Origin of the sequence: Streptomyces sp. NBC_01296, from assembly GCF_035984415.1 — a bacterium.
GTDB lineage: Bacteria > Actinomycetota > Actinomycetes > Streptomycetales > Streptomycetaceae > Streptomyces.
In genome coordinates this window covers 2093380-2117388 of record NZ_CP130720.1, presented here as the reverse complement: position 1 = coordinate 2117388, position 24009 = coordinate 2093380, and the positions used below count along the sequence as shown (strand labels likewise).

At 70.1% G+C, this 24009-nt stretch carries 15 protein-coding genes and 2 pseudogenes; 4 read left to right on the top strand and 13 right to left on the bottom strand.

The window, feature by feature from the left end; translation table 11 throughout:
- Positions 1 to 247 precede the first annotated feature (247 nt).
- Genes OG299_RS09870 through OG299_RS09860 form a run of 3 tightly spaced genes read right to left on the bottom strand, consistent with a single transcriptional unit; the run spans position 248 to position 5357 of the window.
- Complete coding sequence (locus OG299_RS09870) at positions 248 to 703, bottom strand: hypothetical protein (RefSeq protein WP_327279328.1); 456 nt, start codon at positions 701 to 703, stop codon at positions 248 to 250.
- A complete protein-coding gene (locus tag OG299_RS09865) occupies positions 700 to 4992 on the bottom strand; it encodes a DUF6531 domain-containing protein (protein ID WP_327361259.1) in 4293 nt (1430 codons plus the stop codon). Before OG299_RS09865 ends, OG299_RS09870 begins: the two co-directional genes overlap by 4 nt.
- Entirely contained in the window at positions 4989 to 5357 is a 369-nt protein-coding gene (locus OG299_RS09860) for a hypothetical protein (RefSeq protein ID WP_327361258.1), read from the bottom strand. The genes OG299_RS09865 and OG299_RS09860 overlap by 4 nt, the downstream gene beginning before the upstream one ends.
- Before the next feature lie 835 nt (positions 5358 to 6192).
- On the opposite strand from OG299_RS09860, the pseudogene OG299_RS09855 reads away from it, so the two are divergent.
- Positions 6193 to 6300 (top strand): annotated as a pseudogene (locus OG299_RS09855) (IS5/IS1182 family transposase); the annotation flags it as partial.
- A 304-nt stretch (positions 6301 to 6604) separates the two neighbouring features.
- On the opposite strand, the pseudogene OG299_RS09850 reads toward OG299_RS09855, so the two are convergent.
- From OG299_RS09850 to OG299_RS09820, 7 genes and pseudogenes are all read right to left on the bottom strand, one after another.
- Positions 6605 to 6790 (bottom strand): annotated as a pseudogene (locus tag OG299_RS09850) (CorA family divalent cation transporter); the annotation flags it as partial.
- Between the two features lie 286 nt (positions 6791 to 7076).
- Positions 7077 to 8321 (bottom strand): SWIM zinc finger family protein, encoded by a 1245-nt coding sequence (locus OG299_RS09845; protein WP_327361257.1) that lies wholly within the window; start codon positions 8319 to 8321, stop codon positions 7077 to 7079.
- A complete protein-coding gene (locus OG299_RS09840; RefSeq protein ID WP_327361256.1) occupies positions 8318 to 11137 on the bottom strand; it encodes an SCO1167/SCO6262 family helicase in 2820 nt (939 codons plus the stop codon). The genes OG299_RS09845 and OG299_RS09840 overlap by 4 nt, the downstream gene beginning before the upstream one ends.
- Before the next feature lie 127 nt (positions 11138 to 11264).
- Positions 11265 to 13508, bottom strand: a complete 2244-nt coding sequence (locus OG299_RS09835; protein ID WP_327361255.1) for an IS1096 element passenger TnpR family protein — start codon at positions 13506 to 13508, stop codon at positions 11265 to 11267.
- 326 nt (positions 13509 to 13834) lie between these two features.
- Positions 13835 to 14503, bottom strand: a complete 669-nt coding sequence (locus OG299_RS09830) for a nucleotidyl transferase AbiEii/AbiGii toxin family protein (protein ID WP_266662339.1) — start codon at positions 14501 to 14503, stop codon at positions 13835 to 13837.
- Positions 14504 to 14508: 5 nt separating this feature from the next.
- Positions 14509 to 14901, bottom strand: a complete 393-nt coding sequence (locus OG299_RS09825; RefSeq protein WP_266662337.1) for a hypothetical protein — start codon at positions 14899 to 14901, stop codon at positions 14509 to 14511.
- 360 nt (positions 14902 to 15261) lie between these two features.
- Positions 15262 to 16425, bottom strand: a complete 1164-nt coding sequence (locus OG299_RS09820; RefSeq protein ID WP_327361254.1) for a magnesium and cobalt transport protein CorA — start codon at positions 16423 to 16425, stop codon at positions 15262 to 15264.
- 119 nt (positions 16426 to 16544) lie between these two features.
- On the opposite strand from OG299_RS09820, the gene OG299_RS09815 reads away from it, so the two are divergent.
- Both OG299_RS09815 and OG299_RS09810 read left to right on the top strand, forming a co-directional pair.
- Positions 16545 to 17669: a winged helix DNA-binding domain-containing protein gene (locus OG299_RS09815; RefSeq protein WP_327361253.1), complete on the top strand. Its 1125-nt coding sequence runs from the start codon at positions 16545 to 16547 to the stop codon at positions 17667 to 17669.
- Positions 17670 to 17714: 45 nt separating this feature from the next.
- Positions 17715 to 19439: an AMP-binding protein gene (locus tag OG299_RS09810; RefSeq protein WP_266634552.1), complete on the top strand. Its 1725-nt coding sequence runs from the start codon at positions 17715 to 17717 to the stop codon at positions 19437 to 19439.
- A gap of 64 nt (positions 19440 to 19503) precedes the next feature.
- Here OG299_RS09810 and OG299_RS09805 read toward each other — a convergent pair whose 3' ends face one another.
- Positions 19504 to 19992, bottom strand: a complete 489-nt coding sequence (locus tag OG299_RS09805) for a glutathione peroxidase (RefSeq protein ID WP_266634554.1) — start codon at positions 19990 to 19992, stop codon at positions 19504 to 19506.
- A 176-nt stretch (positions 19993 to 20168) separates the two neighbouring features.
- Positions 20169 to 21056: a hypothetical protein gene (locus OG299_RS09800; RefSeq protein ID WP_327361252.1), complete on the bottom strand. Its 888-nt coding sequence runs from the start codon at positions 21054 to 21056 to the stop codon at positions 20169 to 20171.
- 280 nt (positions 21057 to 21336) lie between these two features.
- Here OG299_RS09800 and gcl point away from each other — a divergent pair, with 280 nt between their 5' ends.
- Positions 21337 to 23124, top strand: a complete 1788-nt coding sequence (gene gcl, locus OG299_RS09795; RefSeq protein WP_266634558.1) for a glyoxylate carboligase — start codon at positions 21337 to 21339, stop codon at positions 23122 to 23124.
- Between the two features lie 80 nt (positions 23125 to 23204).
- Here the strand turns inward: gcl and OG299_RS09790 are convergent, their stop codons facing one another.
- Entirely contained in the window at positions 23205 to 23918 is a 714-nt protein-coding gene (locus OG299_RS09790; protein ID WP_327361251.1) for a TetR/AcrR family transcriptional regulator, read from the bottom strand.
- Positions 23919 to 24009: the final 91 nt, after the last annotated feature.

Below are 24009 nucleotides of genomic sequence, written 5' to 3'. Positions count from 1 at the left end.
CGGCGCCCATCATGGCCGCCCCAGGACCCGGTGGTACCAGGGCTGCGCCCACATCGAACCGGCCGGCTGCGCCAGTTGCGTCCCTACCGGCTGCTGGCGCTGCCGAATGCCCTCGGCCCGCCGCACCGCGATGCCCCGCACATTGAACGCCCAGCTCGCACCACACCCGACGCCGGCCAGCCCGGCCAGAAAGAAGACTCCGATGGCGACGGGCGACGGCCCCTGCGTCCCGGCGCAAGACTGCTCATCACGCGGCACCCCATACGGCTTCAAGGTCCTGGCAGTGAACAGTGATCGACGCATCGGTCAGCACAATTTCGTGGCTACAACCATCATGCCGCGGAAGGATCTCGTCGAGGAGCACCGTATCGGCCTGCATCCAGTCGATCGACTGGTCGTAGTCGATCGAGAAGTGCGAGACCCCGGAGTACCGAATCCGAAGACCGGATTCATGCTTCCACTGGTTGGCGGAAAATTCCAGGGTCAAGACCCCACGCTTGTCCGTCGGCACGAAGATTCCTGCCAGTTCGAGGTCTTTTACAGATCGGGCACTGCGCATGCTGTAGTGCTCGGCATCGGAGGCAAAAGCCCAGGCTCCGGCTGGCAACGCGTCCCGCATCTGCGGAAGTTCGACGAGATAGGCACTCGGGTCCAGGTTGAACCCGTGCATCTCTGAATCCCAGTCCGCCTTCACATATTTCATTTACAGCCTTCCGAGGCAAGGCGGGGTCGCTGCCATTTATCTCCGGTGACGTCTTCGGTCCCCTTCGGGCCAATCCGCCTATGCCGCCGCATGGTGTCGATGGCTTTCCCCTTCAGCGCATTTTCGACACTTGGCGGAACTTCAACATCTGCACCTTTTGTCCGGTGTTTGTTGAACCAGCCGTCGCTGCCAAAGATACCCACTTCGCGGCCAGATTTGTCGTAGACGTGGATCTCAAAGTCTCTTCCCTTCATCCCTTCCTGCCAGGTGTCCAATCGCCCTCGATACCCCTGCCCAAGGTCAAGTGGATCCTTCGGGCCCCGTGCCGCAAGCCCCAGCGAGTCGGTCCAGCCCAACGCGTTCACAACATAAGCGTGGTGGTTGGGTGCCGGTTCCAGGCCCAGCGGGTCCGGGCTGATGTACCTGGCGGTTTCGGGGTCGTAGTAGCGGAAGTAGTTGTAGTTAAAGCCGGTTTCAGGGTCCGCGTATTGGCCGGGGAAGCGGAGTGGGCAGTCTACGGATGTGGTGTCCGTCGGGGCGGGGAAGTGCCTGCCCCACAGCGTGGTGCGGCGCTGCCAGGTCAGTTCACCGTCAGGGGTGACCAGCTCGGTCGGCGTGCCGACCGCGTCCGTGATGACGGCGTGGAAGCGGGTGGCGTAGTCCGCCGAGGTGTCCTGGGCCAGTTGGGCCAGCAGCGATGCGCCTTGTTCCCGGACCAGCGGTCTGTGGTCGCTCTGGGTGAGGGGGCGGTGGGTGCCTGGGGCGTAGTCCCAGGTGGTGACCTGGCCGTCGGACGTGTTCTGTTCGGCCAGGCGGGTGTCGTCCCAGGTGAATTCCGTGCGGTCGGCGGTCGAGCCGTCTTCTGACAAGCGGTGCTTGGATATTCGGCGGCCCAGTGGGTCGTACGTGTACTGCCAGTGTTCGCCGGCAGGTGTCACGGCCTCCGTCAGGCGGTCTTCCGCGTTCCACGCGTACGTCCAGGTGTGCTGCTGCCCGTTGAGGAGCTTGCGGGTCTTGCGGATCAGGCGGCCCTGGGTGTCGTGCTCGTACGAGGTGCGGTCGGCGCTGCGGATGAGGGTGCCGTTGAATGCGCGGTCGCCAGAGGCTTCGTGCGCGGGGGCCGTGGCGTGGGTGAGGTTGCCTGCCGCGTCGTAGGCGTACGCCTCGGTCCAGCCGTGGGCCCGGACCCCGGCGACCCGGCCCAGTCGGTCGAGGTCGAACCGACGGGTGCCCGAGGTCAGTTCGCGGATCTCGGTCAGGTAGCCGTCCTCGCGGTAGGCGTACGTGCGGTGCTGGAGGAGACGGTCGGCCTCGTTCACCCGGCCCGAACCCGAAAGTGTTTGCTCGGTGAGGCGGTGGGCGGTGTCCCAGGACTGGGTGAGCGTGACTCCGTCGCCGAGGCGGCGCTCGGTCTCACGGCCCGCGGCGTCGTACGCGAAGGTCAGGGAACCAGCCTCGGTACTGATCGCCGCGGGGCGGCCTGCCGGGTCGTAGGTCCACTGCGAGTTCAGCTCGGACGGGGTGGTGCGCCGGACGAGACGTCCGAGCACGTCGTACACGTAGGTGATGGTCCGGCCGTTGACGGTTTCCGTGAGCGTACGGCCGAGGGCGTCCCGCTCGATGGCGACCGCCGCATCCGAGTTGGCCGTGTGGATCAGATGGCCCGATGTGCTGTAGGCGTACGTGGTGACGGCGCCCGCGTCGGTGCGCTGCTCGACGACGCGGCCCAGCGCGTCCCGGGTGAAGCTCAGCTTTTCGCCCGCGCCGTTCGTGCGGGATGTCAGAGCGCCCGACGCGTCGTGCGTGTACGTCAGCGTCCGGCCGTTGAAGTCGGTCTCCGTGATCAGTCGGCCCGCATCGTCGTACGCGTACGTCCAGGTCAGCCCCTGCGGGTTGGTGACTCCGGTCAGCCGGAGCTCGGTGTCGTACGCGAAGGCGTATGCCGTTCCGTCCGGGTCTGTGCGGGTGGCGGGTACGTCGAAGTGCGTGGCGGTGTGGCGGGTGACGTTGCCAGCGGGGTCGGTGTGGGTGAGCGGGTTGCCCTCGCCGTCCCAGGTCCAGGACTCCCGGCTGCCATCGGCATGCTCGCGCCACGTCGGCTTGCCTTCGGTCGACCAGCCCATGCGGGTGGTCCCGCCCAGTGGGTCGACCACTTGGACGACACGGCCGAAGGAGTCGCGGCGCGCCACCGTGGTGTGTCCGAGTTCATCGGTGACCGCGACGGGCAGCCCGGCCGCGTCCGGTGTGACCCTGCGGGTATGGCCCAGGGCGTCGGTGACAGTGACCAGATGGCCCGACTCATCGTAGGCACAGTGTGTTTCGGCGCCGAGCGGGTCGGTTGTGGTGACCAGGTTGCCGAGCTCGTCGTAGGTGTGGTGCCAGGTCGCACCACCGGGTTCGACGACCTCGACCGGCCGGCCGAGCGCGTTGTACGTGGCCCGGGCGACGGTCTGGTCCGGCAGGGTGACTGCGGTGAGGTTGTCGGCTTCGTCATAGGTGTAGCGCGTCGTACGGCCCTGCGGGTCGGTGACCGAGACGGGTTTGTCGCCCCGCTGTGTCCACTGCGTGCGGGTGGTGTGGCCGAGCGGATCGGTCTCCTCGACGACCATGCCCGCGGAGTTGTACCGGTGGGTGGAGCGGCGGCCGAGGGAGTCGGTGTAGGTGGTGGTGTGCGCCGTGTCGTCGTAGGCGAGGGTGCCGGAGAGGAAGCCGTCGCTGCCCTCGGTGCGCTCGACTCGGCCGCGGGTGTCGTAGAAGTACGCGAACGAAGTGCCGTTGCGGTCGGTCCAGGAGGTGACCCGTCTCTCGGCGTCGTACGTGAAACGCAGTGGTTCGTCGCTGGAGTTGATGACCTCGGTGAGGTTGCCCGCCCCGTCGTAGCCGTACCGCATCACAACCGTACCGGCGTCCTCGCCCGGTGACGGCTCGTACCGCGACGGGGCCTGGTCCAACAGGCGCAGGGCGGTGATGCGCGGCCCCTGGGTGTCGACGGCGATGTAGTAGCCGCCGGAGTGGCGGAGCGCGGTGGGGATGCCGTCGGGCGTGCGCTCGATGTCGATGCGAGCGCCGTTGCGGTCGTGCCAGCTGTCCAGGGGGAGGTGGAAGACACCAAAGCTGTCGGAAGGGAGGGGGGTACTGAAGGTGCGGACGACTCCGGAGTCCGGGTCGGTGATGGTCATGACGCCGTCGGGCTTGCCGTCCCATTTCAGCGGCCAGCGGGCGCCCTTGACGGGCAGGGCTGGCTCGCCGGGCTGAGGAACGGGGTAGACCAGGCGCATGCCGTCCGAGGCGGCGAACACCACCCCTTCCCCGTCGATCTGAAGGCACTCGTCCAGGGTGGAGACCCAGGTGGGGCCGAAGCACACCCCACCGCGGTACGAGGACAGGTGGGTGCGCTCGAAGACCAGGGGGAGGTCGGCGGGGAGCGTGAGGTCGGTCTGCGTCATCAGCATGGCGCCGGTCGCCACGTCGATCGGCTCTCCGACGCACGGAGTGCTCTTGCACTGCCGGGCCGCAGGACCGAGTTCGACCAGGTCGGGGCGGAGCGTCGGCGGCCGCAGCATCAGAGGCACCTCGGTCTTGGTGAACAGGCTCCCCTCGATGCCGGCCTTCGTGACACCACCGGCGGCGCCGAACGCCCCGCCGTAGATCATGCCGTCCTTTGCCGCGGCATTGATCTCGTCGAGGCTGAATCCCTTCTGCATGCCGGTGGCGATCTTCAGGGGCTGGGCGACCGCGAGGTCGATGGTCACCGACTCCATGCTTCCGAAGGCCGCCGCGACCAGCGTGCCGGCGGCGATTTCGGCGACGGTGGTGGTGACGGCGACGCCCATGGTGGCGCCGAATTCGATGAGGGCCTCGGTGGCCAGGGCGGCAGCACCCGCGGCAGCACCCGCGGTCACGAAGGCCAGCGCGATGCCACCCACGATGATCGCGGCATCGATGCCGATCTGCGTCCAGAGTTTGTTGATGGCGTCGTCGACGGCCTTGGCGAACTTGTCCAGTGCCTCGGCCATCTGGCGGGCCGCCTCGGCGAGGTCGCTGAGCCAGCCCGCGTCGTTGCCCTTGGCGTACCTCCCCCAGAAGGTCCCGAACGCCTCTATCGCCTCACCCGTGTTGTTGGTGATCAGGGAAGAGGCCGCGTTGTTGACGGGCGTACGTACATCGTCGACGGCGTCGGCGAAGGTCCGCCAGGCATCGGCGGCGTGCCGCAGGGTGCCGGAATTGGCATCCGGCCACCACAGGCCCAGCTTGAGCAGGAGGTCCTTGGCCTCGTCCTCAATGCTCACTTGTCGCCCCTGTCGTGGCCTTCGCCGTCCTTCGACAGCACTTTCGTGAACATCCCGGCGATCAGCTCGTCGTTGTCGACGTGCCCGTCCGCCATGTCGGTCATCGCCTCGTGAATGCTGACCAGACCGAGGACGAGGGTGCCGGCCGCCTTCTCGATGGCCTTCTGCTGGGGGCTGTAGGCGTCGCCGAATGCCTTGCCCTGCTCGTCATCTCCCCACGGCTTACCGAGCCCGTCGAGGGCGGTGACGAGCGTCGTGAGCGCTTTGCTCAAGTTCTGGCCCTGCGTGTGGAAGACCGGCGCCGTCAACTTGATATCGGCCGTACTGATGTCCAGAACCTTGCCGCTGTCGTTGCCGTCACCCACGCGTGATGCCTGCCCTGATACCGACCGCGAATCGCAACCCTAGCTTGACACTGTCGAGGATCTTGCAGTGGTCGACGTCAGTCGCTGGCGGTGCGTCAGGACTTTGGCCGCTGGATTTCGTGCTGGTCCAGGAAGTTCCGGAATGCGGTTGGTGGCCGTGGCGGGGATGCTTTCGCCGGTCGGCGGGAGGCCGCTGAGTCTCCCGATGTTCACGGCAATGGCCGTGAGGACGTGCTGCAGGTGGGCCTTCGGCTGTCTCCGGCAGCGGCGTATGCCGTGCCCAATGGGCGAACTCGTTGACGGTGTCCTTCACTCGGAGCGGACCGCGTAGCGGGCCCGCCAGTTGGGCGTCTGCTGCTCGGCGCGGACTCGGATCTGTAGGTCTCGGAGTTCGCGCGGGCGAAGCCGACGTTCCGGATGCTTGGTGCACCGGGTGCGGACCGGGCGGGGCCGGCGCTGCCCTTGGTGAACCGTGCCGTGATCAGCGGCGCCGCGGTGGGCGAGGAGGTCGGGTAGGGGCCGTGCGATCCCTCGCTGACCTGGCGCTGGGGGCAGGTCAGCTGGCAGCAGTCGAAGTCGATGTGGAAGTCGTCCCGGCTGAAGCCCTCGTTCTGGCGGTGCTGACGGATGGGGTTGCCCGGCAGCTGGCCGCGACGCCTCAGCCGGGAATGGATGCCGGGCAGAGCCCGGGCGTCGTACGTGGTGGCCGGGGTCGTGGCCACATCCGTGATCGCGCACGTGTCATCGGGGGTGCAGGCCAGGTTCCGCTGTGCACCGCCATAGCCAGCCACTACGCCCGCCGGGCTGAGCGCGTGGAGTTCACCGGCTTGGTCCCATGGCAGTCCCCAAGGGCTGGCGCCTGCTCCGGAAACTCCGCTGCAGCACCAACTGGATCACCGACATCGTCAGGGCCGTCATCGTTCTTCATCACGCATCAGCGTGAGGATGGAAAGGCTCACTGTCTGTGATGCGCCGCAGGGTCGGCGGGCTCTGTAAGGGGCGCTGAACAGGAAGCCCGGCGGGCTCGTTGCGGCGGGCGCAAGGCGCTGACTCCCATTCGGTTCTCCCCGGATTCTCCCCAGAGCTTGCCGACGCCCAAAAATGGCTGGTCACGGGCTTGTCGGGGACAAGGTGAGGAGATCACCCGCATCTATTCTCCCCAGGGACTCCCCAGGGCTGCTTCTGAGTCGATCTGTGAGTGATGCGAGAGCAAAGTGCGAAGGAGAGCTGAGCGGGATGTGAGGAGTCTAGAGCCAGTCTCGCCGCTTGAAAATCACGTACAAACTCACGCAAACCACGCCCATGAGGCAGATCGCAAGGGGGTATCCGAAGCTCCAACCCAACTCCGGCATGTACTCGAAGTTCATGCCGTAGATGGTTCCCACCAGCGTGGGTGCAAAGAGGATGGCGGCCCAGGAAGAGATCTTCTTGAAGATGTCGTCCTCAACGCGTTGACCTGCGCAGATCGCTGTGTGAGGCGTGCTGACCTGCGGCGTTGCATGTTTCCGACGCTTTCATGGTGAGGCCGAATTGTGCGGTCGATTCTCCCCAGCCGCTCCCCAGCGCTGCTTCATTCTCCCCAGATTCTCCCCAGCCGCAGCGGGTTCTCGACGGTGCTTCCGCTGGTGAGACGGCCCTCCTGGGGCTTGCTGAGCCGCTTCGCACAGTCGAGGCGGCGGCGTGTGGGCCGAGGAGGCGATTCACGGGCTGTCGTACGTGTCACCTCTCGGCCTCCTGCCAGACGGAGGTGAGCGCCGTGACGGGGTCGCTGTCGGCCGGTCCTGCCGGCCACCAGTCGCCGTCGTCACCCTGGAGGTAGGGGTACCAGCGGGCGTCAGGGCCCAGGCGCAGCTGGATGCCGTGGTCGGTGAGAGTGAGGCGGTTGCGCCAGGCCCTGAGGGCGGCCGGGGCGGTGGTCATTTCGGTGAGGGCCCCGGTCAGGGCGCTGCGGGCGGCTGTCATCGCCGTCGGGTCGGGGGTGTAGGGCTGTTCGGCGACGGTGATGCCGGTTGGGCCGCCATACCGCCAGGCGCGGGTGAGGCGGGCGAACGCGGTCGGTCTGGCACCGGTGTTCTGGATGAGGTGGTGGAACCACTCGGGTCCGCAGTTGCTCGCGGCGATCCGTGCCGCGTCCTCGCGCTGGGTCAGGTGCAGGCTGGTGGTGTCGCCCGTGAGCAGCCGGGCAGCGCGTGCGGCGGTGTCCGTCATGAGGCGTTCGAGGTCCGTGGTGGACAGACCGGTGCCGGGTGGCGGGGCGGCGGGCAGTGTGGCGGTGTGGGGGGCCGGTTCGGGGAGATCTGGAAGGGGTGGAGTGTGTTCGGCCAGGGCGGCCCAGGCCGCGTAGGCGCCGACGGCCGGGAGGCCGGCCGGCGCCGGTGGGGTGGAGGTCGCTTGGGCGGCCGTACGGCGGGCGCGCAGCTGGGCGAGGACCTCCTCCCGTCCGCGGCCGCGCAGGGCGAACACCACGAAGGGGTCGGCGTCGATGGTGGAGGCGGTGGCGTAGCAGAGTGCGGCGGCGTGTTTGCAGGGGTAGCCCCAGTCGGGGCAGGAGCATTCGGGGTCGAGTTCGGTGGGCTGCGGGAGCAGGGGGACACCGGCGTGGCGGGCGTCGTCGACGAGTTCGGCGGGCATCTCGCCGTCGAGGAGTGCGGCGAGATGCCCGGCCCGGGCTGCGATGGTGTCGAGGAGGGTGTCCCACTGGGCGTCGGTGAGGACGGGCAGGTGGACGGTGGAGCGGTAGGGGCGGGGCCTGCTGCCCTGGACGGCGGCTTTGACCTGGCCGGGGGCGATGGTGGTCGGGCCCACCATGCCCTGGCGGGCGTAGGTGCGTCCGCGGGACAGGCGCCCCGAGTCCATGGTGGAGTCCTCCAGGGCCGTCACCCATGCCTGGCCCCACCAGGTCTCGGCGAAGGCACGCCTGCCGCGGGCGGGCGTGCGGCGCGGGCCGGGGATCGAAGGGCTCATTCCTGCCCCCCCAGGGCGACGAGTTCGGCGAGATCGGCGTCGGACAGTTCGGTCAGAGCGGCCTCACCGGAGCCGACCACGGCGTCGGCGAGCGCGCGCTTGGATTCGAGAAGCTTCGACACCTTGTCCTCCACGGTCCCCTCCGCGAGGAGTTTGTGGACCTGTACGGGCTTGTCCTGGCCGATGCGGTAGGCGCGGTCGGTGGCCTGGTCCTCGACCGCCGGGTTCCACCAGCGGTCGTAGTGCACGACATGGGTGGCACGGGTGAGGTTCAGGCCGGTGCCCGCGGCCTTCAGGGAGAGCAGGAATACCGGCACCTCGCCGCGCTGGAAGCGGTCCACCATCTCCTCGCGCGCGTTGACGGGGGTGCCGCCGTGCAGGAGGAGGCTGGGGACGCCTCGTTCCGCGAGGTGCTTCTCCAGCAGGTTCGCCATCTGCCTGTACTGGGTGAAGACCAACACCGACTCGCGTTCGGCGGTGATGGTATCGACCAGTTCGTCGAGCAACGCCAGTTTGCCGGAGCGGCCGTGCAGCGGTGTGGACTGGCGCAGGTACTGCGCGGGGTGGTTGCAGATCTGCTTCAGCGCGGTGAGGAGCTTCAGGATCAGGCCGCGGCGGGCGATGCCCTCGGCTTCGGCGATCTTCGCCATGGTTTCGCGGACCACAGCCTCGTACAGGCTTGCCTGTTCGGCCGTCAGCGGCACGACGCGGTCGGTCTCGGTCTTGGCGGGCAGTTCGGGCGCGATGCCCGGGTCGGACTTCCTGCGGCGAAGCAGGAAGGGCCGCACGAGACGAGACAAACGCTCAGCGGCCCGCGGGTCCTCGCCCGACTCGATCGCGCGGGCGTGGCGGTCGCGGAACACGGCGAGTGGTCCGAGGAGTCCGGGGGTGGTCCAGTCGAGGAGCGCCCACAGTTCGGAGAGGTTGTTCTCCACGGGGGTGCCGGTGAGGGCGACGCGGGCGCGGGTGGGCACGGCGCGCAGCTCGCGGGCGGTGACGGCGTACGGGTTCTTGACGTGCTGGGCCTCGTCCGCGGCGATCAGCGACCAGGCGTTCTCGGCGAGGGTCTCCCGGTCGCGGCGCAGGACTCCGTAGGTGACCAGGACGATCTCGTCGTCGGCGAGGTCCTTCAGGTGGCGGTCGCCGCCGTGGTAGCGGCGCACGGGGGTGGAAGGCGCGAACCTGGCTGCCTCGCGCTGCCAGTTGCCGAGCAGCGAGGCGGGGCAGACGACGAGTGTGGGGCCCGCGGTGGCGGGGTCGGTCTGGCGGTGCAGGTGCAGAGCGAGCAGGGTGATGGTCTTGCCCAGGCCCATGTCGTCGGCGAGACAGCCGCCGAGACCGAGCTCGCACATCTCGGCCAGCCAGGCGAGGCCCCGTTTCTGGTAGTCGCGCAGCGTGGCATTCAGTGCGGTGGGCTGCGGGGCGGGGGTGCGGGATTCGGGGTCGCGGATACGGGCGACGAGGTCGCCGAGCGCACCGACCGCCGTGCAGCGAAAGGTCTCCCCGTCCCGCTCCGCTTCGCCGGTCAGCGCAGCGCCCAGCGCCTCCATGGGAGTGAGCGGTTCCATCCGGCGGCGCTTGGCGCGGGCCACCAGCTTCGGGTCGGCGACCACCCACTGGTCGCGCAGCCGGACGAGGGGGCGGCGCGTCTCCGCGAGGGCGTCCATCTCGGCCTCGGTGAGCGGGTCTCCGCCGAGCGAGAGCTGCCAGCGGAAGTCGAGCAGGGTGCCGGCGTCGAGCATGCCGCCCGCGCTGGAGCCGGGCGCGGTGCGTTGCCCGATCTCCGCGGTCGCGGTGAATGCCTTGACGAGCTCGCGCGGCCAGTGCACGTCGACACCGGCGGCGCGCAGGGTGTCGGTGGCGTCGCCCAGCAGGTCGAAGGCTTCGTCGTCGGTCAGCCGCAGCCGGTCCGGAGCAGCGTCCTTCAGCAGCCGGTCGAGCGGTGGCCAGACGCGGGCGCCGCGGCGCAGTGCGAGCAGCGTCTCGGTTTCGGCGCGCGGGCCGAGCAGGCGCTCGGTCTCGGCCGGCTCGCTCCACAGCTGTGCGGCCTCCACGACGAGCGCCGGATCCGCAGCGGTGTGCAGCTGGAGGACGGCCCGGAAGTGCCGGCGGCGTCCCTCGGGTACGTCGACCCGCAGCGAGACTCGGACGTCGGCGGTGAACGCGGCAGCGGTCTCCTCGGCCCACTCGTGCAGGGTGGGCACGGCACGCGTCTCGCGCCAGGCGTACGGCAGGGCTCCCATGGCGAGCGGAACGGCGGGGGTGCGGACCAGGGCGTCGGCGACCGCGTCGCAGAACCGGCGCACCAGCGCGGCCGGTTCGGCGATCCGCAGCGGGGCAGGACCTGGCTCCGGCAGGCAGTGGCCGTGGGGCGGGAAGGCGGCGGCGAGGGCGTCCAGCGTCCGACGCTGGGCCGCGTTGAGGGGGCCCGCCTGCCAGGTGTCGTAGCCGTCGGGGGTGAGGGCCGGGTGAAGACGGCCGTCGGCGAGCAGCCGGAGCGCGAATCGGGCGGCGGTCTGCCAGGCGGCGGCGGACGGGTGCGGTGGCTGTGCCCCAGACAGCGCGGCGACAGCGAGGGCGACGGGCAGCGCGTAACCCTCCGCCTTGCGCCGTCTGACCGAGCGGCCGTGCGGCAGGACGAGCTCCGCCGCCTCGGTCTCGATGCCCGCGGGTGCCGTGCCCTTGGCGGCGGCTGCCCCGGCGGGCTGCCAGAGCAGCAACCGGCCGAGGCGGGACGGCTCGCCGGGCAGGAAGACCGCCGCCCAGCCGTCGTCGAGCAGGCTCCGGGCCCAGGCAGCCGACTCCGGTGTGGCCAATGGCGGCAGGCTGCTCGTGCCTGTGCCCTGCTCCCGTACGAGGACTCGTGCCACTCGCTTTTCGCCTCACCATCGTCCAGGCGGTCTTCACCGCGTCTTCGTCCACCAGCAGGGTCCGACCCCGCCGTCACCGGCGGGAGTGGGCCTTGTTCGCCGCGGTACGCATGCGCTTGGCCAGCCGCTTGTCGACGCCGCGCAAGCCCTCGCCCAGTTCGGCGAGCACCTGGGCGGTGGCTGGGTGCTCCACTCGCCACAGCTCGTCCACCCGCTGTTCGAGCGGCTCCGGCGCCGTGTTCCAGTTCTCCAGGAAGCCCCGGGTCAGCTCCTGCCTCTCCTGAGCACCGGCGAGGATCGACAGTCCGTCGATGAGCAGCCACAGTTCCGACTGCTCCGCCCGCGCCGGGTCCACGTCTGCTTCTGCCCCGAGGCGTGCGCCCAGGGTCGCGGTGGCCACCTGGTGGCACCCCTCGGCGTCGGAGTCCGCTGCCTTGCGCAGCACGCGCAGCGCCCGCGGGTCGTCGAGGCCGGCCAGCACCAGTTGGGCCACGGCGCGCTTCGCCGCTGCCTCGCAGCCGTCTCCCACGCATGCGTCGAGCAGCCCTACCGCGGCATCCGTCGCCGAACGGTGTGCCAGCCACCCTTCGACCTCCCGGCGCATCTCCTCGGGGGAGTAGCCCAGGAGCCCCTGGAGCAGAGCGTCGGCGTCCGCTTCGGCGTACTCACCGAGCAGCGGCGCGGGCACACCGCACTCCATCAGGTACGCGCGGAGCCCGTAGCGGCCGAGTGGGGTGAGCCGCATGCGGTGCCCGCGCTGGTCGTCCCACGACCGGTCCGACGCCGCCGTCGAGGTTCCCGAACCGCCGCCCAGCTCCTGTCCGACCAGGGCGTTCTGGAGTGTGCGCAGATTCTCCTCGGCCGAATCGACGCCGTCACCGGGCTCGTACTCCACCGCGCCCAGCAGGGCGAGCCCTTCGCCGAGTCCCTGGAAGGACGCCGCGAACAGCGCCTGGAAGAGATCGAACTCCGGCCCGTTCTCGCCCACCTCGCGGGCCTTCGCACGCAGGCCGTCGACATCCACCCAGGCGTCGTCCGGGGCGTCGTACAGCAGGCCGACCAGTCCGTCGGCGATCTCGGCCGTCAGCTCGCCCAGCTCACCGTGCCACCCGTCCAGCACCCCCGTCTCACCGATCTCCTCCAGCAGATCGCCCATCGTGGCGGCCCAGAACTCCAGGAGGCCCTCACCGGTGAAGTCGGTTGCCGCGCCACCCCACGCGCGGCCCCCGCTGACCGTGATCAACCCGCCGTCCACGGCGAGCCACCACGGATCATCGAGAACGGCCACGTCCTTGGCGCTGCGCAGCGACTTCAACGCACGAGCCCGCCCGACGGCATCGGCATACGGCGAGTCGTCGCCGGCCGGCTTCCACAGCTGGAGCTCCTCGACGGCCGCACGGGCGAGCGCGGGCCGAAGCACCCGGCCGGCGGTGACCTGCCGTCCCTCGCGGCACCAGGCGGCGAGCCGCAGCGCAGCGTCGAAGAGCGGAACACCCCGCACGGCAGCGAAAAGGTCCTCCCGCGGAGCCAGAGTCACCGGGCGCAGCACAGGCACATCCTCAGCCGGTCCGTCGACTCCGGCATCGACCGGACCGCCCACCCCGCACTGCCCGCAGGTACACAACGCCACGTCCTCGGCGGTCAGCCGACGGACACCGCCGCGCCCGACCCCATCACCGGTCGGCGGCTTCGCTTTGCCGGACACCGTGTCCGGCGTCAGCCGGGCCAGCCGCGCGGTGATCCCGTCCCGGTCGAAGGCCGCCGGATCGTATCCGGCCGCCCGCAGCTCGGCGACAAGCTCACCGTGCGGGCCATCCCCGGCCCCGCCCGGGGTGTCGAGGAACTCCAGCACCTCGGCCAGCCCCCACACGCCGCCGATGTCCTCGGCCGGTACGTCGGCGCGACGCCCGCCGACGCAGCGCACCGCCCGCTCCGCGCCGACCGGGCGCGGCAGTGTCTTCTCCAGCGTGATCCCGTGCTCCCAGTCGTCGCCGAAGTCGTAGACGTAGCGCAGCCGTGCCTTCTCCTCGGCCAGCACGTCGCCGAGCGCGGTGGCATCCTCGTCGCCGACCTGGTGGCCGAAGCCGAGATCGATGCCGGTGAGTCGGGCCGCCTCGCCGTACCCCCGGCCGAACTCGTCGGTGAAGAGATGCAGATGGCCACCCTGCCATCCGAAGGCGACCTGGATGGCGTCGTGCAGCGTCCCGAGCGAAGCATCGGACGGCAGCACGAGGCGCCGCCACAGGGGCGGTCTTGTGCCGTGCAGCACGATCTTCAGCTGGAGATCGGACGGGGCCGTCTTCCCGTCTCGCCGCATCTGCTGCTCCTACCGCACCGGTGCCACTCGAACGGCCCCATCATGGCGTTGCCGGTGTGCCGAGCTCAAACCCGGTTGCGGCGGCCACCGTCCTTCTGGGAACACACGGTCCCGACGCCGCCCGATGCGGACATCCTCTGCCCTCGCGACCTTTCGCAGGGCGGCACAGGCGCTCGGGAGCGCATGGCCCTACCGGCCACGGCTGTCGCAGCCCTCGACATGTGCGGACGCGGCGCGATGCCGGGTTTCGTAGCCCGTCCGGTGTCTGAAGTTCTTGGGGCCGGTCGGTCTTGTCGGCAGGCAGATGCGGTCTCGTCCGGATTCGATCAGTCGATGTCCGGATCACCGGACTCTTCGAGGAGTCGGGCCGCGAGGTCATCGGCCCACTCCACGGCCCAGGTACGAAGAGCGGCGATGGTGGTCTCATCCAGGCCGTAGGCCCCGAAGGCTTCGTCGTCAGTCCACTCGGCGCCCGTGAGGTTCGCCTGCAAGTCCTCGCGCTCGAAGCGGCCACGGGCGTGGCGGCGGCCGAACTCCTCGAGTTCAGAGTTCGTCCAGCGGCGGGAGGCAGCGAACACGTCGATCAGGTCGCGGGGCGCTCCGCGGTCGGCGAGGGCGCGAACCTTGGTCCCGATCACGTCCTCCTCCGCGAGGACGGGCCCGTACGGGCTCTGGGAGACGGGCCGCCAGAAGATTTCCTTCAGGATGTCGACTTCACAGTCCTGCCCGGTGACCGGGTCGGTCACGGTGAAGCGAGCGGACAGCGGGGCAGTTTCCAGCGCCTGCACTTTCCAGCCCCGGGCCTCGAGGCCGCGACAGACTGCGGCCGCGATGTCGGCCATGGGCGCCGGGTTCTCGGTGGCGACATCGAGGTCCTGGCTGGGACGGTTCACGAGGCGGTGCGCCCTCACGGCATACCCGCCGGTGAGGACCAAGGGATACGGCGAGCCGAGGGCGATCACATCCGCCAGGAGCCGCGTGTGCAGCTCCGGCATGTCCGTCACGCGGCTGCCCGGGTGCGGGAGGCGAGCTGGGGAAAGGCGTCCTCCCACACGGTGCGCACGGTGCGACCGACGAGCGTGCGCAGCACGGGCCACAGCTGGAGGAGTAGATCCTGATTGAGGTAGAGGGGCAGGTCGTCGTGCAGGCCCTCGTGCAGGACGGTGCGGTACAGGCCCACGCGCTGGCGAGGTTTGCCCAGGTCGTACGAGGTCATCCCGGACCAGGCCAGGTGCAGCGGCAGCTCTACGACACCGTGCGCCGGCCCGTGCAGCTCGTCCAGCGATTCCGGCAGACGGCGCCGGAACTTCTCCTGGTACAACGCGAGGTCCTCGGCTTCCGCGCCGGAGAGCTCCCTCGGCGCGGGTGCAGGATGCTGTGGGCTGGAGGACATGCCTCCATTATGGCGGCCGCAGAAGCGATGCGGGCCGTGATGCGCCGGCCTGCGCCCAAGGTGAGCCAGGTGTGGCTCCGTGCCGATGTCACTTTCTGTGATCAGTTGCGCGTGCAGCAAGGGCGCCGCGAGATGTTGAGCACGAAGAGGCGAAGCCGCGGATACAGGCCGTGGATCGCCAGTCGATTCTCCCCAACGCCTACAGGAGGGTAAAAGTCCTGGTCAGGGCCTTGCTGGAGGCAGGTAGACGAGATCACCCGCATCACTTCTCCCCAGGCACTCCCCAGCGCCCCGTATGGCTCTCCGATCGAGAGGAGCAAGAGCAATCCATGCAAGCTGCTTGAGCAGAGTCGGCCGACTCTAGAGCCAGTCCCGGCGCTTGAAAATTGCGTACAAACTGACGCAAACCACACCCATCAAGCCGACCGCGAAGGGGTATCCGAGACTCCAACTCAACTCAGGCATCTGCTCGAAGTTCATGCCGTAAATGGTTCCCACGAGTGTGGGCGCAAACAGAATGGCCGCCCAGGCGGAGATCTTCTTGATCTCCTCGTTTTGTTCGAAGCCGGCTTCGGCCAGGGCGCGCATTTCGGCGTTCTGTTGTTGGGAGACCAGGGTGGCGTTGACCGTCAGGATTTCCGTCAGGGCCTGGCGGAAGCCGTCCACGCGTTCGCTGGTGTGGGTGACGTGGTCGGCCACGTCGCGGAGGTAGCGCTGGAGTTCCTCGTCCGTGCCGTACTTCGCGAAGCCGGCCATCAGGGCGTGGAGCATGCCGACCAGGGGGCGGGTGGCGCGCTGGAACTCGACCATTTCGCGGGAGAGTTCGTAGATGCGGCGGGAGACCTCCGGGTCGCCGCGGAAGACCTCCGTCTCGATCTCGTCCATGTCGTTCTGGACGCCCGCGACGACGGGCGCGTAGCCGTCGACCACCGCGTCGAGGATCGCGTACAGGGCGGCCTCGGGGCCGAGGGAGAGGAGCTCCGGGGTCTCCTCCATGCGGCGGCGGACCGCGGAGAGGTCCGGGGCGGCGCCGTGGCGGACCGTGATCAGGAAGTCCGGGCCGACGAAGATGTGAAGCTCGCCGAACTCGACCTCCTCCGGGGCGTCGAGGTAGCGCGCCGCGCGCAGGACGACGAAGAGGGTGTCGCCGTAGCGCTCCAGCTTGGGGCGCTGGTGGGCCTCGAGGGCGTCCTCGACGGCGAGCTCGTGGAGGTTGAACTCGGCGGCCAGGGAGTGGAGCTCGGGCTCGGTGGGGCGGTGCAGGCCGATCCAGGCCATGCCGTCGGGCTCGTCGCGCAGCCGCCGGAACGTCTCCGCCAGGGTCGCGGGAGAGGCGATGCGCCGGCCGTCGCGGTAGACGGCGGAGTCGATCACGCTGCGGTGGTTCGGGGGAGGGGCCGGCGCCGGAGCGGGCTTCGGGCCGGCTGGCGGGGAAGCGGGTGGCGAAGCGGGCGGGGGCGCGGGGCGGCGCCATCCCTGGCGCTTGCCGGACGGCGAGGGGCGGTGGTCTGGGCGCTCCGACATCGCAGGTCAGCTCCCGGTTTTGGGCGTTTGTGTCGGCTGTGTGGATTGAGGGGGCTGGGGTGTGGGGGTGGCCCCGTTGAGGACAGTATCTGTCCGCAACGGGGAGTAGCTTGCTGTTCATGGCCTCCCGGACTGCGCATCCCGTACTCGACACCCGTTCACTGAACCGTGCCACGCTCGCCCGCCAGCTGCTCCTGAGCCGCGCCGCACTGTCCGCGCAGGACGCCGTGGCGCACCTGCTCGGACTCCAGGCGCAGAACGTGAAACCGCCCTACTTCCAGCTGCACGCACGGCTCGCCGGATTCCGGCCCGCCGAACTCGCAGAGCTGATGGAGTCGCGGCAGGTGGTCCGGATGGTCACCATGCGGTCCACCATCCACACCCACACCGCGCACGACGCACTGACCTTGCGGCCGCTGGTCCAGGGTGCCCGGGACCGGGAGGTCAACTACTTCCGCAAGGGCCTCGTCGGAGTGGATCTGGAGCGGCTCGGCGAGCTCGCGCGGGCGTTCGTCGAGGCCGAGCCCCGCACGATGGGCGAGATCCGGGAGGAGCTGCTCACGCAGTGGCCCGACGCCGATCCGCAGTCCCTGTCCATCGCCGCGCGGTGCCGGCTCCCGCTCGTCCAGGTGACGCCCCGCGGGGTGTGGGGACGCAGCGGGCAGGTACGGCTCACCACCGTCGAGCAGTGGCTCGACACGCCCGCCGCGCCTTCCGCGCCTTCCGCGCCCGCCCCGCAGACCGTGGACGACGTCGTACTGCGCTACCTCGGCGCCTTCGGACCCGCCTCCGTCAAGGACATGCAGGTCTGGGCCGGGCTGACCCGGCTGCGGGAGGCCTTCGAGCGGCTGCGCCCTCAGCTGGCCGTCTTCCGCGACGAGAACGGCGTCGAGCTGTTCGACCTGCCCGACGCGCCCCGGCCCGACGCCGCCACCCCGGCCCCGCCCCGCTTCCTCCCGGAGTTCGACAACCTGCTGCTCTCCCACGCCGACCGCACCCGCGTGGTCGCCCCCGAGGCCAAGGGGCGCACCTGGGTGGGCAACCAGTCCTACCGCACCCTTCTCGTGGACGGTTTCGTCGGCGGGCTGTGGCGGCTGGAGGCGGGGACGCTGACCGTCGAGCTCCTCGGGAAGGTGTCGAAGACGGACAAGGAAGAGATCGTTGCCGAGGGGGAGCGGCTGATCGCCGACATGGCGGACGAGGACGGCCGCGGTTTCGTGCGCTTCGGGTCAATCAGCGGCTGACGCCGCTCTGGTGGGGATTACGGCCGGCACGGCACGATGCCTCCCATGACGCACAACATCCCCGAGAACGCCGAGAACGCCGAGACCGGCTTCACCAACAGCGGCGCCACCGCCGAGTTCCTGGCCGCACGCGACTTCCTGCTCGAACGCCGCGGGGACTACGAAGCCGCCCGCACCGGATTCACGTGGCCGCGGCCCGAGCGCTTCAACTGGGCCCTGGACTGGTTCGACCACATCGCCACCGGCAACGGCGCCGACGCCCTGCGCATCGTCGAGGAGGACGGCACCAGCCGGTCCGTCTCCTTCGGGGAGCTGTCCGTACGGTCGGCCTCCGCCGCCAACTGGCTGCGCGACCAGGGCGTCGCGGCCGGCGACCGGGTCCTGGTCATGCTCGGCAACCAGCGCGAGCTGTGGGAGGTCATGCTCGGCGCGATGAAGCTGCGCGCCGTCGTCATCCCCGCCACCCCCCTCCTCGGCGCGGCGGACCTGCGCGACCGCATCGAGCGCGGCCACGTCCGGCACGTCGTCGTGCGCGCCGAGGACACCGGCAAGTTCGACGAGGTCCCCGGCACCTACACCCGGATCGCCGCCGGAGCGGACGTACCCACCGGATGGCGCCGGCTCGAGGACATGTACGCGGCCGACCCCCACTTCAGCCCGGACGGCGAGACGCTCTCCACCGACCCGCTGATGCTCTACTTCACCTCCGGGACCACCGCCCGCCCCAAGCTCGTCGAGCACACGCACGCCTCGTACCCCATCGGGCACCTCTCCACCATGTACTGGCTCGGGCTGCGCCCGGGCGACGTGCACCTCAACATCGCCTCGCCCGGCTGGGCCAAGCACGCCTGGTCCAACCTCTTCGCCCCGTGGAACGCCGGCGCCACCGTCTTCGTGCACAACTACACCCGCTTCGACGCCGAGCGGCTGATGGACGAAATGGACCGGCACGGCGTGACCACCTTCTGCGCCCCGCCCACCGTGTGGCGGATGCTGATCCAGTCCGACCTCACCAAACTCCGCACCCCTCCGCGCGAGGCCGTCGCCGCGGGCGAGCCGCTCAACCCCGAGGTCATCGAGAAGGTCCGCGAGGCCTGGGGCGTCACCATCCGCGACGGCTTCGGCCAGACCGAGACCACCCTCCAGGTCGGCAACTTCCCCGGCGTCCCGGTCAAGCCCGGGTCGATGGGGCGTCCCGCGCCCGGGTACGAGATCGTGCTCCTCGACCCCGTCACCGGCAAGGAGTCCCCCGACGAGGGCGAACTCTGCGTCGACCTGCGCCGCCGGCCCGCCGGGGTGATGACCGGCTACCGGGACGATCCGGAGCGCACCGCCGAGGCCATGGCGGACGGGCTCTACCGCACCGGCGACATCGCCTCGCGCGACGAAGCCGGGTACCTCACCTACGTCGGGCGCTCGGACGACGTCTTCAAGGCCTCCGACTACAAGATCAGCCCGTTCGAGCTCGAGAGCGCCCTGCTGGAGCACGAGGCCGTCGCCGAGGCCGCCGTGGTCCCGGCCCCCGACCCGCTGCGCCTCGCCGTGCCGAAGGCGTACATCGCGCTCGCCGCCGGCTGGGAGCCCGGGCCGGAGACCGCGCGGGCCCTGTTCGCGCACTCCCGCGCGGTGCTGTCCCCGTACAAGCGGATCCGCCGCATCGAGTTCGCGGAGCTGCCGAAGACCGTGTCCGGCAAGATCCGCCGGGTGGAGCTGCGGGAGCTGACCGCGGCCGGCTCAGGGGCCGAGTACGACGAGTCCGAGCTCGGCTGAGTCGGGTCCGGGTACGGCTGGGGGCGGGCCGCCGTACGGCCGGCCCGCCCCGCCGTACGGTCGGTCAGGCGGGCAGCTGCGCCTCGATCGCGGCGATGACCTCGGGGGACTCGGGCTCGGTGCGCGGACGGAAGCGCGCCACGACCTCACCGGCCGGGGAGATCAGGAACTTCTCGAAGTTCCACTGGATGTCGCCCGCCTCGCCGTCGGCGTCCGGGGTCTTCACCAGCTCCTGGTACAGCGGGTGCCGGTTCTCGCCGTTGACCTCGGTCTTCTCCAGCATCGGGAAGGTCACGCCGAAACCGGCCGCGCAGAAGGTCGCGATGTCCTCGGCGTTGCCGGGCTCCTGCTCGCCGAACTGGTTGCAGGGCACGCCGACGACGGTGAAGCCCTTCTCCTCGTACGTGAACTGCAGCCGGGCCAGTCCCGAGTACTGCGGGGTGAGACCGCACTGCGAAGCGGTGTTCACCAGCAGGATCGCCTTGCCCTTGTGGGCCGCCAGGCTGGTGGGCTCGTCGGACAGGGTGGTCAGCGGGATGTCGTACAGGCTCATCGGGCTCTCCTCGGCAGGGAAAGGGCGGGCGCGCAGGCAGGCACCCGCGTAGGCAGGCACCCGCGCAGGCAAGCGGGCACGCAAGCAAGCAACCAACGGATACGGATATGTGTTCCGAGCCTACGTCCTGCCCCGCGGCCTGATCGACCGGCCGGCCCTGACCGACCAGACACCCCCTACGACCCCGCGCCCACCAGCTGGTCCGCCGGGTCGTTGACCGGCTGCGGCATGCCCGTGAGGTCCATGACGAACAGCGGTATCCCGAGGTCGTCCGCGCGGGAGCGGGCGTCCTGCGTATACCCGGCGAGCGCGAAGTAGACGCTGGTCGCGGAGGCCGTCAGTCCGTTCAGCCAGACGCATTCCACGGCCCGCAGCCCGGCCGGCGCGGTGGTCGGGTCCACCTGCGCCACGAGCCCGGGGGCCCGCAGGTCCACGGCCGCCGAGGGGATGGGCCGCCCGTCGGGCTGGCGGACGTCCTGGAAGCCGAGCCACCGCAGGTACAGCGCGGCCGTGGCCACCGCGTCCCGGGCGGTACGGATGGTCACCGGGCGGAACGCCGGCCGCGGCACCGGCGCCGCCGCAGGCTGCCCGGGGGCCGGTCCGGACGCGCCGGACGTCTCGGACGCGCCCTCCGCGCCGACCGGGCCGGCTGACCCGGTGGCACCGGCCGAACCGTCCCGGCCCGGCGCGCCCGGCCGCCCCGGATCCGCCGCCCGGCCCTGCCCGCGTACGCCGGGCCGCGGCAGCAGCCCGTCCCGTACGCCGGGCCCCGAGCCGGGCCCCGCCCCCGTCACCGTCTCCACCGGGTGCACCGGAATCCGCACCACCGTCCCGCACGACGCGCATCCCAGCTCGGGGTGCGGCCACTCGCTCACCCGCCCGCACGCCGTGCACCGCACCGCCACCCAGGCATCCGACCAGGTGCGGTGCGTCAGCGGCACGGGCGGCGCCGCGAGGTCCAGGGGCGGGGTGACCGGGCTTCCGCAGGCGCACGGGAAGACCGGAGCGGCGTAGCCGTTCTCGCGCAGGCATGCCGGGCAGCGCACCGGTACCGCTTCCGCCATGAGTGCAGGGCCCCCTCCGTCGCTGTGCGTAGCTCCATGCTCCACCACCTGCCACCGGCGGGCGGGCTTGCCCTCGATTTTCCCCTCATATTCGGCCGGGTCCCGGTGGTTCGTACAACTCGCTTGCGCGAGACGCGGCATTTGGTGTGTTCCGGGGTGCTGAAGCTCCTTGACGTGCGGGGACTGGCCGCTTAGCTTGTTCCGTATAGCAGAACAAAACTTCCGGATTGTGGAAACGCCCCGGGAAGCAGTCTGACCGCCAGACCCGCAGGAGAACTCGATGCCTCGTATGACAGCCGCCGCCGCTGCAGTGGAGATCCTCAAGCGCGAGGGCGTTTCGCAAGCGTTCGGCGTGCCCGGCGCTGCGATCAACCCGTTCTACCGCGAGCTCAAGAACGTCGGTGGCATCAACCACACCCTCGCCCGCCACGTCGAGGGCGCCTCGCACATGGCCGAGGGCTACACCCGCACCAACCCGGGCAACATCGGTGTCTGCATCGGTACGTCCGGCCCCGCCGGCACCGACATGATCACCGGCCTGTACTCGGCCATCGCGGACTCCATCCCGATCCTGTGCATCACCGGTCAGGCTCCGGTCGCGAAGCTCCACAAGGAGGACTTCCAGGCCGTCGACATCGCCTCGATCGCGAAGCCGGTCACCAAGAAGGCCACCACGGTCCTGGAGGCCGCGCAGGTCCCCGGCGTGTTCCAGGAGGCCTTCTACCTGATGCGCTCCGGCCGTCCGGGCCCGGTCCTGATCGACCTCCCGATCGACGTCCAGCTGACCGAGATCGAGTTCGACCCCGACCTGTACGAGCCGCTGGCCGTCCACAAGCCGGCCGCCACGCGGAAGCAGGCCGAGAAGGCCATCCAGTTCCTGCTGGAGTCCGAGCGTCCGCTGATCGTCGCCGGCGGCGGCATCATCAACGCCGACGCCTCCGACCTGCTGGTCGAGTTCGCCGAGCTGACCGGTGTCCCGGTCATCTCCACCCTCATGGGCTGGGGCGTCATCCCCGACGACCACGAGCTCGCCGCCGGCATGGTCGGCGTCCAGACCTCGCACCGCTACGGCAACGCGACGTTCCTCGAGTCGGACTTCGTCCTCGGCATCGGCAACCGCTGGGCCAACCGTCACACCGGTTACAACCTGGACGCGTACCTCGGCGACCGCAAGTTCGTCCACGTCGACATCGAGCCCACCCAGATCGGCAAGATCTTCGCCCCGGACCTCGGCATCGCCTCCGACGCCAAGGCCGCGCTGGAGATCTTCATCGAGGTCGCCAAGGAGCTCAAGGCCGAGGGCAAGCTGCCCGACTTCAGCGCGTGGGTCGCCTCCCACCTGGAGCGCAAGGCCACGCTGCAGCGCCGTACGCACTTCGACAACATCCCCATGAAGCCGCAGCGCGTCTACGAGGAGATGAACAAGGCCTTCGGCCCGGAGACGCGCTACGTCACCACCATCGGCCTCTCCCAGATCGCCGGCGCGCAGATGCTGCACGTCTTCAAGCCGCGCCACTGGATCAACTGCGGCCAGGCCGGCCCGCTCGGCTGGACCATCCCGGCCGCGCTGGGTGTCGCCACCGCCGACCCGCAGACCCCCGTCGTCGCCCTCTCCGGCGACTACGACTTCCAGTTCATGCTGGAGGAGCTGGCGGTCGGTGCGCAGCACAAGATCCCGTACGTCCACGTCCTGGTGAACAACGCCTACCTCGGCCTGATCCGTCAGGCACAGGGCGGCCTCGGCATCAACTTCGAGGTCAACCTGGAGTTCGAGAACATCAATGCCCCCGAGCTGGGTGTCTACGGCGTCGACCACGTCAAGGTCGTCGAGGGTCTCGGCTGCAAGGCGATCCGTGTCACCGACCCGAACGAGCTGGGCGCCGCCTTCGAGGAGGCCAAGAAGCTCGCCGCCGAGTTCAGCGTCCCGGTGGTCGTCGAGGCCATCCTGGAGCGCGTCACCAACATCTCGATGAGCAAGACGGTCGACATGAGCGACGTCACCGAGTTCGAGGAGCTCGCGACCGAGCCGGGCCACGCCCCGACCGCGATCCGCCCGCTGGCGGTCTGACGACCGAGGCGGCAGCAGTACCGGCTTTACGTACGGCCCCCGTCCCTCCGCATGGAGGGGCGGGGGCCGTACTGCGTGCGCTACGCCGGGGCCAGGCCGCCGATCAGCACCTCGATGCCGAGGGCGAGCCGGGCGGCGGCCGGACCCGCCGCCAACTCGGCGGCGCTCGCGGCGAGATGCGGGTGCCGGCCCGGATCCAGCCGGGCGAGCCGGTCCTCGATGGAGACCTGGGCGTGGCGGGCCTCCAGGGCGCCTTGCAGGGCGTCCGGGCCGTCGCCGGCCGGCGGGTGCGCGACGGAGACCTCGTACGTGACCGCCCCGATGTGCAGGGCGATCAGATCGCAGCCCCAGGCGGCGCGTTGGCGGTCGACCCCGCCGGCCAGCAGGAGGCCGAGGATCCGGTCGAAGAGGTCGAGCCAGGCGGGGGAGGCCGGGATGGAGCCGAGCGAGACCCGGCCGATGCCGGGGTGGGTGTTGAGGGCGTGGACCACATCGGTGATCAGCCCGGCCAGCCGGGCGCGCCAGTCCCCGGGCGGGGCGGCGGGCAGCTCGGGCAGCGGCACCGTCGCGATCACCGCATCGAGCATCAGGCGCAGCAGCTCGTCGCGTTGGGCGACGTAGACGTAGAGCGACGCGGGCCCGGTGTCCAGCTCGGCGGCCACCTTCCGCATGGTCACCGCGTCCAGGCCCTCGCGGCGCAGCACCCGCAGGCCGGCATCGATCACGGCCCGCTCGCTGAGCGGGGGCTTGGCGGGGCGGGAGCGGGTGCTCTTGCGGCGGGCCGGTGAATCCATGGCGTCAGACTAGCACTTGACAGCGAACGGTGTTCGTGGCGAACGTTGTTCGTGACGAACACCGTTCGTCATGCGTTGTGGGTCGTCCGTC

Coding starts and splice junctions, on each gene's coding strand:
- OG299_RS09830 (WP_266662339.1), bottom strand. CDS start 14,503: ATGCCGGAGCTGCACACGCGGCTCCTGGCGGATGTGATCGCCCTCGGC.
- OG299_RS09820 (WP_327361254.1), bottom strand. CDS start 16,425: ATGTCGGAGCGCCCAGACCACCGCCCCTCGCCGTCCGGCAAGCGCCAG.
- OG299_RS09870 (WP_327279328.1), bottom strand. CDS start 703: ATGAAATATGTGAAGGCGGACTGGGATTCAGAGATGCACGGGTTCAAC.
- OG299_RS09800 (WP_327361252.1), bottom strand. CDS start 21,056: ATGGCGGAAGCGGTACCGGTGCGCTGCCCGGCATGCCTGCGCGAGAAC.
- OG299_RS09805 (WP_266634554.1), bottom strand. CDS start 19,992: ATGAGCCTGTACGACATCCCGCTGACCACCCTGTCCGACGAGCCCACC.
- OG299_RS09825 (WP_266662337.1), bottom strand. CDS start 14,901: ATGTCCTCCAGCCCACAGCATCCTGCACCCGCGCCGAGGGAGCTCTCC.
- OG299_RS09810 (WP_266634552.1), top strand. CDS start 17,715: ATGACGCACAACATCCCCGAGAACGCCGAGAACGCCGAGACCGGCTTC.
- OG299_RS09815 (WP_327361253.1), top strand. CDS start 16,545: ATGGCCTCCCGGACTGCGCATCCCGTACTCGACACCCGTTCACTGAAC.
- OG299_RS09835 (WP_327361255.1), bottom strand. CDS start 13,508: ATGCGGCGAGACGGGAAGACGGCCCCGTCCGATCTCCAGCTGAAGATC.
- OG299_RS09790 (WP_327361251.1), bottom strand. CDS start 23,918: ATGGATTCACCGGCCCGCCGCAAGAGCACCCGCTCCCGCCCCGCCAAG.
- OG299_RS09845 (WP_327361257.1), bottom strand. CDS start 8,321: ATGAGCCCTTCGATCCCCGGCCCGCGCCGCACGCCCGCCCGCGGCAGG.
- gcl (WP_266634558.1), top strand. CDS start 21,337: ATGCCTCGTATGACAGCCGCCGCCGCTGCAGTGGAGATCCTCAAGCGC.